The sequence below is a fragment of the Streptomyces sp. Alt3 genome (assembly GCF_030719215.1).
GTDB lineage: Bacteria > Actinomycetota > Actinomycetes > Streptomycetales > Streptomycetaceae > Streptomyces > Streptomyces glycanivorans.
Map to the genome: position 1 here is coordinate 2362490 of NZ_CP120983.1, position 16449 is coordinate 2378938.

Genomic DNA, 16449 nt, shown 5'->3' on the forward strand with positions numbered 1-16449 from the left:
TCGGCACCCTACCCGGCGGTATGCCCGCGGGTCAGCCTGCGGCGACGCCAGAACACGAGGGGCAGCGCTCCGGCTACTCCCAGTGCCCCGGGCACCGCGGCGGCGGCAGCCGCGTCGAGGCCGGGCTGGTCGAAGGTCTTCGGGACCGGCAGGGTCGCCCAGCGGTTGATGGGCCACGCCACGACGACGGCCCGCCCGACGACCTCGTCCGTGGACACCGTGCCCTGGCCGGGAAGCTCCTGGTGGTAGCGGGAATCCAGCGAGTTCTGCCGGTGGTCGCCCATCACCCAGATGCGGCCCTCGGGCACATGGATCGGCCCGAACGGCTCGTCGTCGCAGGCGCTGTTGCCCGCGAAGATGAACGACTTGTCGTCCAGTGCCTTGCCGTTGACCGTGACCGGTCCGTTCTTCTTGCACTCGACGGTGTCGCCGCCGACCGCGATGACCCGCTTGATCAGGTCCTTCTCCTCCGCGGACGGCATCAGCCCGATGAAGCTCAGGAACTTCTGCACCGCGTTGGGCTCGGGGGTGGCCGCGTCCTCCAGCCAGCCGCCCGGGTCGTGGAAGACCACGACCTCGCCGCGCTCCGGCTCGGAGCCGAACCACGGCGTCAGCTTGTCGACCAGTACCCGGTCACCCCGCTGCAAGGTGTTCTGCATGGAGTCGGAGGGGATCGAGAACGCCTGCACCAGGAACGTCTTGATGAGCAGCGCCAGAATGAGCGCGATGCCGATGAGGAGCGGCAGCTCCTTCCAGAACGAACGCGGCTTCTTCACTGCCGTACTGCCACCGTCCGGGGACTCGCCGTCACTCTCCGCCTCCGCCGGGACCCCGTTGCCCGAAGGCCGGTCCTCGGGTTCGTCGTGTCCGGATCGTGCGCCGACCGCCAAATCCCCCACATCCACTCCTCACTCCGTGCCATCGCCCACGCCCGATTCGGCGCAGGCCCACCACTCCCATAACGAGCGGGAGTTCCGCAGGGGTCGGGAGCAGGACCATTCCGTTGCGATCCTGGGAGGACACACTATTCGACGGGGCTGTCGCGGCCGTCGCTCCGGCGCTCCCGTCGGGGACGGAGGCGTACGTTCCGGGCTCCTCCAGCCTGCGCCAGTGCCCGAACGGCCAGGCGATCACCACGGCGCGTCCGACGACCTCGTCCTCCGACACCGTGCCCGTTCCCGGCTTGTCGAGGTGGAAGCGCGAGTCGGCGGAATTCGACCGGTGGTCCCCCATCACGAAGATGCGGCCCTGGGGAACCTTTACCTCGAATTTGAGAGTGGACGGCACATCGCCGGGGTTCAGGTACGGCTCGTCGAGCGCCACACCGTTGACCGTGATCCTGCCGTCGGCGCCGCAGCACTTCACGGTGTCGCCCCCTACGGCCACCACGCGTTTGATCAGATCCTGCTCGTCCTCGGAGGGCAGCAGCCCGATGAAGGTCAGCAGTTCCTTGACCTGTTTGACTCCGGCGGGCGGGTCCTCGGTCGGGGTGTTCTCCTGCTGCAGCCAGCCGCCCGGGTCCTTGAACACCACCACGTCACCGCGCTGGGGTTCGGAGCCGAACCAGGGGGTGAGCTTGTCCACGAGCACCCGGTCACCGATCCGGATGGTCTGCTCCATCGATCCGGACGGGATCACGAAGGCCTGGACGAGGAAGGTCTTGAGGAACAGCGCGATCAGCAGCGCCACCAGGACGAGGAGAGGTATCTCCTTGATCGCGGACCGACGCCTCCGGCGTTTCACCTTACGGGCCAGCTTGCGGCGCTCCGCCCGCGTGGGCAGCGACCGGGCCGTGGTCGGCCTCGACCCCGTGGGCAGCGACGGGCCCGTGTCCGGAGCTCCCCGTCCGCGCCCCCGGTTACCCATGGTCCGCGTCCGACGGCCGTATACCGGTGAAGGCGTCGGTGCCCTCCAGGGAACCGAGTCTGCCGAGCGGCCAGCCGAGCCAGTCGACCCGTCCGATCACGCGCTCGACGGGCACCATGCCGCCACCGGGCTGCCCCAGGTGGTCACGGGAGTCCCGTGAGTTGCTGCGGTGGTCGCCCAGCACCCACAACTTGCCGTCGGGCACCACGATGTCGAAGGCGACGTCGGAGGGCCGGTCACCCGGGTGCAGATAGGGCTCGTCCACGGAGGTGCCGTTCACCTCGAGCCTTCCCCGCTTGTCGCAGCAGACCACACGGTCGCCCCCCACGCCCACCACCCGCTTCACGAAGTCGGACCCGGCGGGCTCGGCCAGCCCGAGGGACGCGGCAGCCCCGCGCAGCAGCGCGCCGACGCCGTCCACGTCCGACTCCGTCTCCTGGATGAAGGATCCGGTGCCGTCGAAGACCACCACGTCGCCGCGTCCGGGCTCCGAGCCGAAACGGTACGCCAGTTTGTTCACGAGGACCCGGTCCCCGACCCTCAGCGTGGGCTGCATCGAGCCACTGGGGATCAGGAAGGGCTGCAGCACGAAGCTGCTGAAGAGCAGCAGGGCGACCGTGCAGAGCATGCCCAGGAAGACGGTTCGGCCCCACGACAGTGATGCCGCCGACCGGTCCGGGACATGCGTGGAGCGCGACCCTTCCTCCGCCCCGTCCGGGGGGCAGGAGGAACGATCGCGCTCCATGTGCTGTGCTTCCGTGTCCATCGGGGCCGAATCCTATCGGGCCCCGCTGTGGACGCCGGAGGTGAATCAGCGGTCGCGCTTCTCCTTGATCTTCGCGGCCTTGCCGCGGAGCTCACGGAGGAAGTACAGCTTGGCGCGACGGACGTCACCGCGGGTGACGAGCTCGATCTTCTCGAAGATCGGGCTGTGCACCGGGAAGGTGCGCTCGACGCCGACGCTGAAGGAGACCTTGCGGACCGTGAAGGTCTCGCTGACGCCCGAGCCCTGGCGGCGGATGACGACGCCCTTGAACTGCTGGATACGGGAGCGGTTGCCCTCGATCACGCGCACGTGGACGTTGACGGTGTCACCGGGACGGAAGGCCGGGAGGTCGGTACGGAGCGAGGCGGCGTTGACGCCATCGAGCAGGGAAGTCATGTTGTCTGCTTTCTTCGCCGATGCCACAGGTCATCGACGGGAGAGAGTGAGGTTCGGATGCCGTTCGCATCGGGCGGGCGTCTGTCCCCCTGTGGCAGGGGCGCACGCCGGACGTACAGCGGGCCTATTCTTCCACGGCCTCGGGCCTGCGCCAAAATCGCCCGTCGGGCGAGGGCGACCAGCCGAGGATGGAGAGCATCTCGCGGTCCTTCTTGTCGAAGCCGGACGCCTCGCAGCGCTCGATGAGATCGGGCCGGTGCAGGGCGGTACGGCGGAACGCCTCGTCCCGTCGCCAGCGTGCGATCCGGCCGTGATGACCGCTGAGCAGCACCTCGGGGATGCCGCGGCCACGCCACTCGGGCGGCTTCGTGTAGACCGGCCCCTCGAGCAGGTCGGCCATGGCCCCGGGCGCGAAGGAGTCGTCACGGTGCGACTCGGCGTTGCCGAGCACCCCGGGCAGCAGCCGGGCCACCGCCTCGGTGATCACCAGGACGGCGGCTTCACCGCCGGCCAGGACGTAGTCGCCGATGGACACCTCGACGACCGGCATCCGCGTCGCGTACTCGTCCGTCACGCGGCGGTCGATGCCCTCGTAGCGGGCGGGGGTGAAGACCAGCCACGGCCGTTCGGAGAGCTCGACGGCCAGTTCCTGCGTGAACGGCCTGCCACTGGGGGTCGGCACCACGAGCACCGGCGAGTGCGCCCCGGCCTCGTACCCGCCGGCCAGCGCGTCGTCGAGCGCCTCACCCCAGGGGTCGGTCTTCATGACCATCCCGGGGCCCCCGCCGTACGGGGTGTCGTCCACGGTGTTGTGCCGGTCGTAGGTCCAGTCCCGGAGGTCGTGGACGTGTACGTCGAGGCTGCCGCGGGCCCGGGCCTTGCCGACGAGCGAGACGTTCAGCGGTTCCAGGTACTCGGGGAAGATCGTGACGACGTCGAGCCGCATCACGCGTCGCCCTTCCTCACGTCGTCCGCCGCGCCCTTCGCCTGCTCCGCCGCGTCCCTCCCGGCGCCGTCGGCGTCCTCCGTGGAGCCGTCCGTGTCGCGTGCGGAGGCGACCTCGGCCTCGCTCTCGTCGATCAGGCCCGGCGGCGGCTCGATGACGATGCGCTGCTCCTCCAGGTCGATCTCGGTGACGATCTCCTCGACGAACGGGATCATCACCTCACTCCCGTCCGCCCGTTCCACGATGAAGAGGTCCTGGGACGGCAGGTGCGAGATCTCGGTGATCCGGCCGATCTCCGTGCCGTCGCCGAGGACGACGTCGAGGTCCATCAGCTGGTGGTCGTAGAACTCCTCGGGGTCGTCGGGGAGTTCCTCCGGGTCCACCTCGGCGATCAGCAGGATGTTGCGCAGCGCCTCGGCGGCGCTGCGGTCACGCACGCCCTCGAACCGCAGCAGCAGCCTGCCGCTGTGCACCCGGCCGGTCTCGATCGTCAGCGGCCCGGCATGGGCGGGCTCGGTGGCCAGTACGGCCCCGGGGCCGAGCCGGAGCTCGGGCTCGTCGGTGCGCACCTCGACGGTGACGTCGCCCTTGATGCCATGGGCGCGACCGATCCGCGCAACTACCAACTGCACGCTACTTCTCCCGATGATCTTCTGCTGAGGAGGCGGTCATGTACGGACGACAAAGGCCGGGGACGGCTCGAAAGCCCTCCCCGGCCCCGGCCGGTGTTCAACTCTTTCAGCGAACCTGGTCCACATCGACGAGGTCGACACGGATTCCACGTCCGCCGATGGCACCCACGACGGTACGCAGGGCGCGTGCGGTGCGGCCGTTACGGCCGATCACCTTGCCGAGGTCATCGGGATGGACCCGGACCTCGAGCACGCGTCCACGGCGCAGGTCACGCGAGGCGACCTGCACATCGTCGGGGTTGTCGACGATGCCCTTCACGAGGTGCTCAAGAGCCTCCTCGAGCATGCTCAGGCCTCGGTCGACTCGGTGGACGCAGCAGCGTCAGCCGCCTCGTCCGCCTTCTTGTCCGACTTCTTGGCCTTCTGGGTGATGGCCTCACCCTTGGCCTCGTCGCCGTCCGTGGCCAGGGCCTCGAACAGGGCGCGCTTGTCAGCCTTGGGCTCCGGCTGCAGCAGCGGCGCGGGGGCCGGAAGGCCCTTGTGCGCCTGCCAGTCACCGGTGAGCTTCAGGATCGCGAGGACCGGCTCGGTCGGCTGGGCGCCGACGGACAGCCAGTACTGCGCGCGCTCTGCGTTGACCTCGATGCGCGAGGGGTTCTGCACCGGGTGGTACAGGCCGATCTCCTCGATGGCCCGGCCGTCACGGCGGGTACGGGAGTCGGCGACGACGATGCGGTAGTGAGGCGAACGGATCTTGCCCAGACGCTTCAGCTTGATCTTGACTGCCACGGAAGTGGTGTCTCCTGGTCTCTGACGTGGGTGGGCACAAAAGATGCCACGTGGGGTTGCGGTACTCGGGTGCCCGATGGACGCGTCAGCCGGAGGAGAGAGGGGTCCTGTGCGACTGTCGAGTACAGCTGACCATTGTGCCACACCGGATCGGGTCACCCCACCGCGACCGCCCCTTCCGGGATACGGAAGGGCTTGCCGCAGCCGCCGCAGACGATCGGGGCCTGGGCGAGGACCGACGGAACGACGCGGACGTTGCGCCCGCAGTCGCAGACGGCCTTGACCCGCACCCCTCCCCCGGACGAGCCGTGCCGTGCGGCGGGGCCGCGGAACGAGCGCTTGGTGTCGGCGGCGGTGGCGACGGTGTGCGCCTTGAGCGCCCGCTGGAGGCGTTCCGCCGTCGGGCGGTACCTGCGTTTGGCCTCGGGATTCAGCGTCACCAACGAGAATCCGCTGCTGGGGTGGGGCTCCTCGGCATGGTCGAGGCCCAGCTCCTCGGCGATCGCGAGGAAGCGTCGGTTGTGGTAGCGGCCGGCGCGGGAGGTGTCCCGGACACCTCTCGCGGCAGCGATGCCGTGGACTGCCTCATGGAGCAGCCGTTCGAAGGAGAGCTCGGCGCCACAGGCGGACGAGGACTCTCCGATCAGGGACTCTGGCGCGGCAAGATCGGGCAGCTCGGGGTGGTACCGCTGAATGTCGGCCCACGCCTGTGCCAGCTCTGCGGCAAGTACAGGTGGTGTCGTGCTCACGTCGTGACAACGAGCCTGGGTGCTCCGGTGTTCCTATTCCGGGCCATCCCAAATAATTTGCACGTACCAGTCAGTTGCCCTTGATGTGTCCGGACGAGGGCGGGTGCGCAGATCAGCGGAGAAGTCTCACAGCTCGCACCAAGGTGGTACGTAGCAACGCGTACGCACCGGCGTGGACGGGCGCCCCGCCGGCGACAGTACCCGGCACGGCGGGACGGTCGCGCAGCGGTCGCGGCCGGGGGTGACGGCGCTCGACGTGCTGCGCCCCGTGTGTCGGGTGACACTGTGTGGAAGCGGGCAGCGGGCGCGCTGTTCCCGGCGCCCGCGGCGGACACGTGGCGCCGGGGGCGCACGACCGGAGCACGCACGCAATGTCATCCCACCCCGTCCGACCTCTGGACGGGACCGCCGATGCGGAGTTCTCTGGCTTACGGGGGCTGTGGGCACACATACACAGCACATAGACATGGGGGACCTCACTCGGGCACGACCGACCTCACGGCGGATTGGGGCGCATTCCATGACACCTACGCTCGTCCGGCACCACAGGTACGCGGATTCGTCCGCCCCCGTGGACGCCGGTACCCGCGCCCGCGACTGGGCCGAGATCCAGGAGCGCATGCTGGCACCGCTGTACGAGGCGGTGTACGAGCGCCTCGAAGTCGGGGCCGGTACGCGGATGCTCTCCCTCGGCTGCGGTTCCGGGCTCGCGCTGCTGATCGCGGCCTCGCGCGGGGCGCGCGTCACCGGCGTCGACACCGACCGGGAGCGGCTCGCGCTGGCCCGCGAGCGCCTCGCCTCCGACATGGGACAGGACGCCGGCCCCGGACACACGGATCGCCGGGCAAGACTCCTGGACAGCGTCCCGGCGGCCGTCCCGGACGGGGAGGCCCCCTACGACCTGCTGACCGCCTTCCAGCCGATCGGCTGCGCGGCCGGGGACTCCGAGGGGCTCGCGCCGGCGCTGGCCTCCGCCGTGCCGCTGGCGGTGCGCGGAGCCACGGTGGTGCTGGCCGGCTGGGGACCGCCGGAGCGCTGCGCCACCGCGCCCGTGCTGAGGGTCGCGGCCAGGCTCACCGAGTCGACACGCGCCCCGCGCTCCGGGAACGACTGGCGGCCGACCCTGCGGGACGACCTGGAGGAGGTCGCCGCGCGGGCCGGGCTCAAACCGGACGGCTCGGGCCGGGTGTCCTGCCCGTTCGGTTACGCCGACGTGGACAGCGCGGTGCGCGGCCTGCTGTCGACCGGCCTGTTCGACACTGCGGTCCGGGCCACGGACCGCACCCAGGTGGAGAAGGAGGTCGCGGAGGCCCTGCATCCGCATCGGCGGCCCGACGGCACGGTGTGGATGCCGAACGTCTTCCGCTACCTGGTGTGCGTGACCTGACGGGAACGCGAAGGGGCACCCCGCCGGGCGGGGTGCCCCTTCGTGCGTGTGCCGGGCCGGTCAGCCCATGAACTTCTTGAACTCGTCCGGCAGCTCGAAGTTCTTGTCCTCCTGCGCGGGCAGGTTGAACGCGCCGCCCTGGGCCGCCTGCTCCCGGCGGGCCGCCTCGGCCGCTTCCTCGGCCTTGCGCTTCATCGGGTTGCCGCTCTTGCGCTTGCCCTTGGCCTGCTTGGCCTGCTTCTTCTGACGACCGGGGCCGCCACCCATGCCGGGCATCCCCGGCATCCCGGGCATGCCACCGCCCTGAGCCATCTTCGACATCATCTTGCGGGCCTCGAAGAAGCGCTCCACGAGGTTCTTCACCGCGGAGACCTCGACACCGGAGCCCTTGGCGATACGGGCCCGGCGCGAGCCGTTGATGATCGTCGGCTCGGCGCGCTCCTTGGGGGTCATCGACTTGATGATCGCGGCCGTGCGGTCCACGTCGCGCTCGTCGATGTTGTTGATCTGATCCTTGATCTGCCCCATGCCGGGCAGCATCCCGAGCAGCTTGGAGATGGAGCCCATCTTCCTGACCTGCTCCATCTGCGCCAGGAAGTCGTCGAGCGTGAAGTCCTTGCCCTTGCTCGACGCCAGCTTGGAGGCCATTTTGGCGGCCTCTTCCTGGCTGAAGGTCTTCTCCGCCTGCTCGATCAGGGTGAGGAGGTCACCCATGTCGAGGATGCGGGACGCCATGCGGTCGGGGTGGAAGGCGTCGAAGTCCTCGAGCTTCTCACCGTTCGACGCGAACATGATCTGCTTGCCCGTGACGTGGGCGATCGACAGGGCGGCACCACCGCGGGCGTCACCGTCGAGCTTGGAGAGCACCACGCCGTCGAAGCCGACGCCGTCGCGGAAGGCCTCGGCGGTGTTGACCGCGTCCTGACCGATCATCGCGTCGACGACGAAGAGGATCTCGTCGGGGCTGACGGCGTCACGGATGTCCGCGGCCTGCCGCATCAGCTCCTCGTCGATACCGAGGCGGCCCGCGGTGTCGACGATGACGATGTCGTGGACCTTGGCCTTGGCGAACTCGATGGAGTCCTTGGCGACCTTGACCGGGTCGCCGACGCCGTTGCCCGGCTCCGGCGCGTAGACCGCGACACCCGCTCGGTCGGCGACGACGCTCAGCTGGTTGACGGCGTTGGGGCGCTGGAGGTCGCAGGCGACCAGCAGCGGGGAGTGTCCCTGGGCCTTGAGCCAGAGGCCGAGCTTTCCGGCGAGGGTGGTCTTACCGGCACCCTGAAGACCGGCGAGCATGATCACGGTGGGCGGGTTCTTGGCGAACCGCAGCCGCCGGGTCTCGCCGCCGAGGATGCCGACGAGCTCCTCGTTGACGATCTTGACGACCTGCTGGGCGGGGTTCAGCGCCTGGGAGACCTCGACGCCGCGCGCCCGCTCCTTGATGTTGGCGATGAACGCGCGGACGACGGGGAGGGCGACGTCGGCTTCGAGCAGGGCGATACGGATCTCACGAGCCGTGGCGTCGATGTCGGCCTCGGACAAGCGGCCCTTGCCCCGGAGGTTCTTGAAAGTCGCGGCAAGGCGGTCGGAGAGAGTATCGAACACGGCGCTCGTCGGTCCTCAGGGTCGGGGGCGGTGGTATCGGTGTCCAGAGTATCTGGCCCGTGCAAACGCCGGCCCTCACCGGTCGCACTCGACCTGCGAGGGCTGGGATTCCCGCCGCGGCGGGGAACACGTATCGACGCTCGGAGCTTACGCCGTGGATGCCGGAACACCCCCTGGAGCAGGGGAACGGACTCCCTCGGCCCGACGGGACCGGGCACGGCGCGTCACGGCCTCAGCTCAGCGCCTCCTCCAGCGTCCTCGCCAACGCGGCCGCCTCGGCTTCGGGCAGCGGCGTACCGTCCTCGCGCGTGACGTAGACCGTGTCCACCGCGTTCGCCCCCAGCGTCGACACGTGTGCGCTGCGTACGCGCACCGCGCTCCGCTCCAGCGCCCGCCCGATCCGGTGCAGCAGCCCGGGGGCGTCCTGCGCTCGGACCTCGATGACCGTGGCCAGGCGTGAGCCGGCGGCCGCGACGGTCACCCTGGGGGGCGGGGCCTTCACTCCGCGCCGTCGCGGGTAGGCCGCCTCGCGTTCGGCGAGCCTGGCCCGGATGTCCAGGGAGCCGTCCAGGGCCCGTACGAGATCGGCGCGGAGCCTCGCGGCCTGCGGGAGCGAACCGTACTCGGCCGCGACGCGCCAGCTGAGCACCAGCAGCCCCGCGGTCTCGCCCAGCTCGGTGGGGAGCTCGACGGCGCGCAGGTCGGCGGCGCGCACGGTGAGCCGGTGCAGGGCGAGGACCCCGGCCGCCGCCGGCAGTACCCCGGGGCGGTCGGGCAGGGCGATGAGGAGTTCGACGCCGACGGGTTCGGGTTCGCCGTCCTCGGAGGCCGGTTCGGTCCGGGTGTGCAGGGACAGGACGGGCTCACCGGTGCGCAGGGCCTCGACGGCGAGGCGTTCCTGCTCGGCATTGGGTGCGAGCGGCTCGGGGGCGGGCGGTTCCTCGCCGGCCAGGAGCGCGGCGACGCGTTTGACCAGGTCGGCGACGAGGGAGGCCCTCCAGGAGCTCCACGCGGCGGGGCCGGTGGCCAGGGCGTCGGCCTCGGTGAGGGCGTGCAGGAGTTCCAGGGTGGAGGCGCTGCCCACGGCCGTGGCGACGGAACGGACGGTCGCGGGGTCGTCGAGGTCGCGGCGGGTGGCGGTGTCGATGAGCAGCAGGTGGTGGCGCACGAGGGTGGCGACGACACCCACGTCCTGCTTGTCGAAGCCGATGCGTGCGGCCATGTCGCGGGCGATGACCTCACCCGCGACGGAGTGGTCGCCGGGCCAGCCCTTGCCGATGTCGTGGAGCAGGGCGGCGATCAGCAGGAGGTCGGGCCGGCCGACGCGCCGGGTGAGGTGGGAGGCGCGGACGGCCGTCTCGACGAGGTGCCGGTCGACGGTCCAGGTGTGGACGGGGTTGCGCTGCGGACGGCAGTGCACCCGTTCCCAGTCGGGCAGCAGGCGGGTGATGATGCCCTCCGCCTCCAGCGCCTCCCAGACGCCGACGGTGGCTTCGCCGGCACCGAGGAGGGTGACGAGCTCCTCGCGGGCCTGGGAGGGCCACGGCACGGGCAGCGGCTGGGCCGCGGTGCCCAGGTGGCGTACGAGGTGTCGGGAGAGCGGCAGTCCGGCCTCCGCCGCCGCTGCGGCGGCCCTGAGGGTGAGCACGGGGTCGCGTTCGGGGCGGGCGGTGCGCGCGAGGACGACCTCGCCGTCGGCCTCGACCACGCCCTCGGCGAGCGGGGTGCGTTCCGGTGCGGCCTTGGCGCCGCCGAGGATCGTCCGCAGCCGCGGCCGCGCGGAGCGGGCACGCAGGACGCGGTTGACCTCGCGCCAGGTGACGTCGGTCGCGTAGGAGACGGTCCGGGCGGCCTCGTAGACCTGGCGCAGCAGGGCGTCGGCGTCGAGCAGACCGAGGGCCCCGGCGACCTGGTCCTGCTCCTGCAGGGCGAGGCGGTCGGTGGCCCGGCCGGTGGTGAGGTGGAGCGCGTCACGTGCGTCGAGGAGCGTACGGCGGGCTTCCGCGAGGCCTTCGCGAGGAGCGTCCGCGACCCAGGACGCCGCGACGGCCCGCAGGGCGGTGGCGTCGCGGAGACCGCCGCGGGCCTCCTTGAGGTCGGGTTCCAGGAGGAACTGGAGCTCGCCCATGCGTTCGGCGCGTTCACGGCAGAGCTCGTCGAGCGCGGGAAGGCGCTTGGGGGCCTGGTTGCGCCAGTCGGCGAGGACCGTGGTCCGCAGCCCGGCGACGAGGCCGAGGTCCCCTGCGACGGGCCGCGCGTCGAGCAGTCCGAGCTGGACCTTGAGGTCCTCCCCCGCGGTCCTGCGCGCCTCACCGGGGGTGCGCACGGAGTGGTCGAGGGCGAGGCCGAGGTCCCAGACGGGGTACCAGATGCCGTCGGCGAGCGCGGCGAGAGCCGCGGCGTCGGCCGTGCCGTCGTGCAGGAGCAGCAGGTCGAGGTCGCTGCGCGGCGAGAGCTCGCCGCGGCCGTATCCGCCGACGGCGACGAGGGCGGCGCCGCGGATGCCCGCCCGCTCGGCGGCCGTGGTGAACAGCCCGTTGAGCCATTCGTCGGTGAGCCGGGCCAGGGCGGCACGGCGCGGCGGCCCGGACCGCGCCTCCTTCTGGAGGAGGCGCAGCCGGGCCGCCGCGTAGCCGCTGGGTCCCGAGTCCTCGGATTCGGTCATCACTTCGGTGCTCGTCACCCAGCTGCCCTTCCGTTCACATGGACCGTCGGTCAGAGTGCGTCCGGGCCGCGTTCGCCGGTGCGGACGCGGATCGCGGTGTCGACGGGGACGCTCCAGACCTTGCCGTCACCGATCTTGCCCGTCCGGGCCGCCTTGACGACCACGTCGATGAGCTGTTCGGCGTCCTCGTCCTCGACGAGCACCTCGATGCGGATCTTCGGGACGAGGTCGACGGTGTACTCGGCACCACGGTAGACCTCGGTGTGGCCGCGCTGACGCCCGTAACCGCTGGCCTCCGTGACCGTGAGGCCCTGGACGCCGAAGGCCTGGAGGGCCTCCTTGATCTCGTCCAGCCGGTGCGGCTTCACGACTGCGGTGATGAGCTTCATGCGTCCACCTTCTTGTTCGTCGGGGCTGCCGCGGTGCCGGGCGCCGGAGGCGTGGTGCGGGCGATGGAGCCGCCGCCGGCACCGCTGAAGTCGTACGCCGTCTCGGCGTGCTCGACCTGGTCGATGCCGGATACCTCGTCGTCCTCGCTGACCCGCATCCCGATGGTCCGGTCGAGGACGAGCGCCAGGAGCGCGGAGACGACCAGGGAGTAGGCGAGCACCGCGAAGACACCGACGGCCTGCTTGCCGAGCTGGTCGAGTCCGCCGCCGTAGAAGAGGCCCTTGGCGTCGGACTGCACGCCACCGGTGGCGAAGAAGCCGACGAGGAGGGAGCCGAGGATGCCGCCGACGAGGTGGACGCCGACGACGTCCAGGGAGTCGTCGTAGCCGAACTTGTACTTGAGGCCGACGGCCATGGCGCACAGGACACCGGCGATGACGCCGATCGCGATGGCGCCGAGCGGGCTGACCGCACCGCCCGCGGGAGTGATGGCGACGAGGCCCGCGACGGCGCCGGAGGCGGCACCGAGAGTGGTGAAGGAGCCGTGGCGGATCTTCTCGTAGGCGAGCCAGCCGAGGACCGCGGCACCGGTGGCGACCTGTGTGTTGACGAACATGACCGCGCCGACACCGTCATCGTTGCCGAGCCAGGAGCCCGCGTTGAAGCCGAACCAGCCGAACCACAGGAGGGCCGCGCCGAGCATGACGAGCGGCAGGCTGTGCGGCCGCATCGGGTCCTTCTTGAAGCCGACCCGCTTGCCGATGACGAGGATCACGCCGAGGGCCGCCGCACCGGCGTTGATGTGGACGGCGGTACCGCCGGCGAAGTCGATGACACCCAGCTCGAAGAGCCAGCCGCCGGCGCCCCAGACCCAGTGCGCGACCGGGAAGTAGACGACGGTGACCCACAGGGCGACGAACAGGGCCCAGGAGGTGAACTTGACGCGGTCGGCGAGGGCGCCGCTGATCAGGGCGGGGGTGAGGACGGCGAACATCATCTGGAAGACGGCGAAGACGTACACCGGGATGGTGTAGCCGTCCCAGAGTTCGGTGACGCCGATCCCGCTGAGGCCGACGAAGTCCGAGCTCCAGCCGATGACGGAGCCGATGTCGGTGCCGAAGGCGAGGCTGAATCCGTAGAGCACCCACAGGATCGTGACGATCCCGAGGCTGATGAAGCTCATCATCAGCATGTTCAGGGTGCTCTTGACGCGGACCATGCCTCCGTAGAAGAAGGCCAGACCCGGGGTCATGAGCATCACCAGCGCGGAGCAGATGAGCATGAACCCTGTGTTGGCGGCAGACAGCTCGGGGGCGTCTGCGGCAAGCGTCGTGATGCCTGGGGGCATCGGCGTCTCCTCGTCGTCGGTGCGGCCACGTGCGGGGGTGCGGGACCACGGTGAAAAGGTGCGGGCCGGTTATGCGCCATGAGATTCGCGCAGCGCGGTTTCCACGGATGCCGCACGATGTTTCACCGCAGTGACGAAGGAACTCCGCGTGTTACGTACCGATGAACCAGGGGTGTCGGGCCCGGTGTGCTGCCTACCATGCTGCCCGCGCCGCATACGGTGCGGTTGAAAGGCCGGGAACGTGAACCGGCCACGACGGCGACCCGCTGACCTGGCAATGGGGGAGCCGAGTCGGGTGGTACGGGGCGGCCGTCGTGGCCGGTGGCAGGGTTCCGGTCAGACCGCTTCGGCGGTCTCCGGGAGCTGCTCGGTGAGCAGGTCGGTGAGCCTGGCGACCTCGGGTACGTCCCCGAAGTCCCTGGCAGCGGTGTCGACGGTCTTGCGGAGCCGGGTGTTGACGCGCTCCGACCGGACCTTCTTGGCGATCTTCAGGGCCCTGGTGGCGAGGACGGCCGACTCCTCCGGCTCGCGCTGGAGGAGATGGACGGTCGCCATGCCGATCAGGTTGAGCGCGTAGGACCTCTGGTGCTCGTCGTCCTCCCCGAACAGCTCGACCGCGCGGGCCATGACGGGCTCGGCGAGCGAGGCGTACGTCGGGCTGCGGCCGGCGACATAGGCGAGGTCACGGTAGGAGTGGGAGTTCTCGCCGTGCAGTTCGGCCTCGGAAAAGAAGCGGATCCAGTCGGGCTCGGGCTCGTCGTCGAGGACGGCGTCCTCGAAGGTGTCCTCGGCCATCCGGACCGCTCGCTTGCACTTGCTGGGCTGGCCCATGTTGGCGTAGGCGCGCGCCTCCATCGCATACAGCATGGCCTGGGTCCGGGCGGTGGCGCAGTCGCGGCTGCCGTACTGGGCGAGGTGGACGAGTTCGAGCGCGTCGTCGGGCCTGCCGAGGTGGATCATCTGGCGGCTCATGCTGGAGAGGATGTACGAGCCCAGCGGCTTGTCGCCCGCTTCCTTGGAGGCGTGCAGCGCGAGCACGAAGTACTTCTGGGCGGTGGGCTGGAGGCCTACGTCGTAGCTCATCCAGCCCGCGAGCTCGGCGAGTTCGGCCGCGCAGCGGAACAGGCGTTTCGCGGTGTCCCGGGGCTGTGGCTCCTGCAGCAGGTCGGTGACCTCGTGCAGCTGGCCGACGACGGCCTTGCGGCGCAGCCCGCCGCCGCACTGGGCGTCCCACTGGCGGAACATCGCGGTGGTCGATTCGAGCAGGTCCAGTTCGGGGCCGGAGAGCCGTGAGGGGCGGCTCTCCGCGGTGGGCAGCTCGGCCTCCGGCTGCCCGGGGCGGGTGACGGGCACCAGCCAGCGCTGCATGGGCTCGATGAGGGTGGGGCCGGCGGCCAGGGCCAGGGAGCTGCCGAGGAAGCCGCGGCGGGCGAGCATCAGGTCGCTGCGGGAGAACTCGCTGAGCAGCGCGACGGTCTGCGGACCCGCCCAGGGCAGGTCGACCCCCGCCACCGAGGGTGCCTGGTGAGCAGCGCGCAGGCCGAGGTCCTCGACGGAGACGACGGCGCCGAAGCGCTCGGAGAAGAGTTCGGAGAGGATGCGCGGGATGGGCTCTCGGGGCTGTTCGCCGTCCAGCCAGCGGCGCACGCGGGAGGTGTCGGTGCTGATGTGGTGGGCACCCAGCTGGCGGGCCCGCCGGTTCACCTGGCGGGCGAGCTCACCCTTCGACCAGCCGCTGCGCACGAACCACGAACCCAACTGCTCGTTGGGGCGCTTTCCGGCATTCGTCTCGCCTGCGCCGCTGCCACTCACTGGAACGCCCCCATCCCCGCTGAAACCTGTCGCGCGAACCTCTATCAGAATGCCGTGCCTCGGCGCTGTCCGTACGGGCCTCGCACACCATCGAACAGATCGGCGGATTGCCCGAGGCATACTCAACTGCAGATGCAATTGCAGGTTCGGGTACCCACGGTAATCCTACGATCACCGCTGCGGCGAGGGCAGTTGCGGAAACGCCACCATTCGCCACCCCTTCGGATGAACCTGTTCGACACGGTCCGCGATTCACTTGACAGGTCGCGATCAGCAAGGAGCGGAGTGAAGCATTCAGGGGCGCGCGGTTCCCGTGCCGCACCCCTCGGACGCCACTTCGCACGCCGGCGGATCGACGGCGCGCGAAGTACGTCGAGCAGTACGTCGAGTGCTGAGGACCCCGGGTCGTAACCACCGGTGAGTCGGACCCGTTGGAGGGGGCATGGGCTTCACGATCGGCGGCATCCGGGAGATGCGCTCCGGCACACGGCGCCGCGGCCGTGCGGCCGGGGCGACCGCGGTGGCCGAGTACACAGGACTCTGGGGCTGGGCGGTGGCTCCGGGAGCGCGTGCGTCAGGAGGCGTCTGCTCGTGCGGCGACTCCGCGTGCGCAGCCCCCGGGGCCCATCCGCTGGACTTCGCCCGGGAGGTGCCGCCGGGCGCCACCCCGGAAACGGCGGCGGAGGCCTGGGCGGAGGTGCCGGGGGCCGCGATGCTGCTCCCCGTGGGCCGGACCTTCGACGTGCTCGACGTCCCGGAGGCGGCGGGCCGGCGCGCCCTGGTGCGGATGGAGCGCCTGGGAGTACCGCTGGGCCCCGTCGCGGTGACGCCGTCCGGCCGTACACAGTTCTACGTCGCCCCCGGGGCCGCGGTGGGACTGCCGGGGCTGCTCTACCGGATGGGCTGGGACGACGCCGGTCTGGACCTGCGGGCACTGGGCCGTGGTGCGTACGTCACCGCTCCCCCGTCCGATCTCGGCGGGCTGGGCCCCGTCCGCTGGCTGCGGCCGCCGGATCCCGACACGGCCGCCGCTCCCCCGCAGGCCCGGCTGCTGCTGGGCACCCTCGCCTACATATGCCACCGCTGGTGAACGCC

16 protein-coding genes are annotated in these 16449 nt (G+C 70.7%); 2 read left to right on the forward strand and 14 right to left on the reverse strand.

Translation table 11 applies throughout. The annotated features are described in order from the left end of the window. Positions 1-8 precede the first annotated feature (8 nt). From lepB (P8A20_RS09890) to P8A20_RS09930, 9 genes are all read right to left on the reverse strand, one after another. Positions 9-890 carry a signal peptidase I gene (gene lepB, locus P8A20_RS09890; protein WP_147960470.1) on the reverse strand — a complete coding sequence of 294 codons (882 nt, stop codon included), beginning with the start codon at positions 888-890 and terminating at the stop codon, positions 9-11. Continuing rightward, positions 808-1866, reverse strand: a complete 1059-nt coding sequence (gene lepB / locus P8A20_RS09895; RefSeq protein ID WP_147959708.1) for a signal peptidase I — start codon at positions 1864-1866, stop codon at positions 808-810. The genes lepB (P8A20_RS09890) and lepB (P8A20_RS09895) overlap by 83 nt, the downstream gene beginning before the upstream one ends. Then, entirely contained in the window at positions 1859-2632 is a 774-nt protein-coding gene (gene lepB, locus P8A20_RS09900) for a signal peptidase I (protein WP_147959707.1), read from the reverse strand. The genes lepB (P8A20_RS09895) and lepB (P8A20_RS09900) overlap by 8 nt, the downstream gene beginning before the upstream one ends. 45 nt (positions 2633-2677) lie before the next feature. Beyond that, positions 2678-3028 carry a 50S ribosomal protein L19 gene (gene rplS, locus P8A20_RS09905; protein ID WP_031100562.1) on the reverse strand — a complete coding sequence of 117 codons (351 nt, stop codon included), beginning with the start codon at positions 3026-3028 and terminating at the stop codon, positions 2678-2680. A gap of 124 nt (positions 3029-3152) precedes the next feature. Next, positions 3153-3974, reverse strand: a complete 822-nt coding sequence (gene trmD / locus P8A20_RS09910) for a tRNA (guanosine(37)-N1)-methyltransferase TrmD (protein WP_147960469.1) — start codon at positions 3972-3974, stop codon at positions 3153-3155. After that, complete coding sequence (gene rimM / locus P8A20_RS09915) at positions 3974-4606, reverse strand: ribosome maturation factor RimM (protein WP_306103355.1); 633 nt, start codon at positions 4604-4606, stop codon at positions 3974-3976. Before rimM ends, trmD begins: the two co-directional genes overlap by 1 nt. Before the next feature lie 106 nt (positions 4607-4712). Beyond that, complete coding sequence (locus P8A20_RS09920; RefSeq protein ID WP_014153811.1) at positions 4713-4952, reverse strand: RNA-binding protein; 240 nt, start codon at positions 4950-4952, stop codon at positions 4713-4715. Positions 4953-4954: 2 nt separating this feature from the next. Then, entirely contained in the window at positions 4955-5395 is a 441-nt protein-coding gene (gene rpsP, locus P8A20_RS09925) for a 30S ribosomal protein S16 (protein WP_015578912.1), read from the reverse strand. A gap of 155 nt (positions 5396-5550) precedes the next feature. Further along, positions 5551-6144 (reverse strand): hypothetical protein, encoded by a 594-nt coding sequence (locus tag P8A20_RS09930; RefSeq protein ID WP_014153813.1) that lies wholly within the window; start codon positions 6142-6144, stop codon positions 5551-5553. 520 nt (positions 6145-6664) lie between these two features. Here P8A20_RS09930 and P8A20_RS09935 point away from each other — a divergent pair. Further along, complete coding sequence (locus tag P8A20_RS09935; protein WP_306103356.1) at positions 6665-7531, forward strand: class I SAM-dependent methyltransferase; 867 nt, start codon at positions 6665-6667, stop codon at positions 7529-7531. A gap of 60 nt (positions 7532-7591) precedes the next feature. Here the strand turns inward: P8A20_RS09935 and ffh are convergent, their stop codons facing one another. From ffh to nsdA, 5 genes are all read right to left on the reverse strand, one after another. After that, entirely contained in the window at positions 7592-9139 is a 1548-nt protein-coding gene (ffh, locus tag P8A20_RS09940; RefSeq protein ID WP_306103357.1) for a signal recognition particle protein, read from the reverse strand. Positions 9140-9371: 232 nt separating this feature from the next. Then, positions 9372-11822, reverse strand: coding sequence for a [protein-PII] uridylyltransferase (locus P8A20_RS09945; RefSeq protein ID WP_147959703.1), 2451 nt, complete (start codon positions 11820-11822; stop codon positions 9372-9374). A 32-nt stretch (positions 11823-11854) separates the two neighbouring features. After that, a complete protein-coding gene (locus P8A20_RS09950; protein ID WP_033304048.1) occupies positions 11855-12193 on the reverse strand; it encodes a P-II family nitrogen regulator in 339 nt (112 codons plus the stop codon). Beyond that, on the reverse strand, positions 12190-13542 hold the full coding sequence (locus tag P8A20_RS09955; RefSeq protein ID WP_147959702.1) for an ammonium transporter: 1353 nt from the start codon (positions 13540-13542) through the stop codon (positions 12190-12192). Before P8A20_RS09955 ends, P8A20_RS09950 begins: the two co-directional genes overlap by 4 nt. Before the next feature lie 336 nt (positions 13543-13878). Then, positions 13879-15354, reverse strand: coding sequence for a transcriptional repressor NsdA (nsdA, locus tag P8A20_RS09960; protein WP_306103358.1), 1476 nt, complete (start codon positions 15352-15354; stop codon positions 13879-13881). A gap of 442 nt (positions 15355-15796) precedes the next feature. Between nsdA and P8A20_RS09965 the strand changes: the two genes are divergently transcribed. Further along, the gene (locus P8A20_RS09965) at positions 15797-16444 is read left to right on the forward strand and encodes a bifunctional DNA primase/polymerase (RefSeq protein ID WP_306103359.1); all 648 of its coding nucleotides are present in this window, start codon (positions 15797-15799) and stop codon (positions 16442-16444) included. Positions 16445-16449: the final 5 nt, after the last annotated feature.

Bases quoted from the DNA above. Each gene is read 5' to 3' on its own strand.
- lepB (WP_147959708.1), bottom strand. From the start codon at position 1,866: ATGGGTAACCGGGGGCGCGGACGGGGAGCTCCGGACACGGGCCCGTCG.
- lepB (WP_147959707.1), bottom strand. From the start codon at position 2,632: ATGGACACGGAAGCACAGCACATGGAGCGCGATCGTTCCTCCTGCCCC.
- rplS (WP_031100562.1), bottom strand. From the start codon at position 3,028: ATGACTTCCCTGCTCGATGGCGTCAACGCCGCCTCGCTCCGTACCGAC.
- trmD (WP_147960469.1), bottom strand. From the start codon at position 3,974: ATGCGGCTCGACGTCGTCACGATCTTCCCCGAGTACCTGGAACCGCTG.
- P8A20_RS09920 (WP_014153811.1), bottom strand. From the start codon at position 4,952: ATGCTCGAGGAGGCTCTTGAGCACCTCGTGAAGGGCATCGTCGACAAC.
- P8A20_RS09935 (WP_306103356.1), top strand. From the start codon at position 6,665: ATGACACCTACGCTCGTCCGGCACCACAGGTACGCGGATTCGTCCGCC.
- P8A20_RS09950 (WP_033304048.1), bottom strand. From the start codon at position 12,193: ATGAAGCTCATCACCGCAGTCGTGAAGCCGCACCGGCTGGACGAGATC.
- P8A20_RS09955 (WP_147959702.1), bottom strand. From the start codon at position 13,542: ATGCCCCCAGGCATCACGACGCTTGCCGCAGACGCCCCCGAGCTGTCT.
- P8A20_RS09965 (WP_306103359.1), top strand. From the start codon at position 15,797: ATGGGCTTCACGATCGGCGGCATCCGGGAGATGCGCTCCGGCACACGG.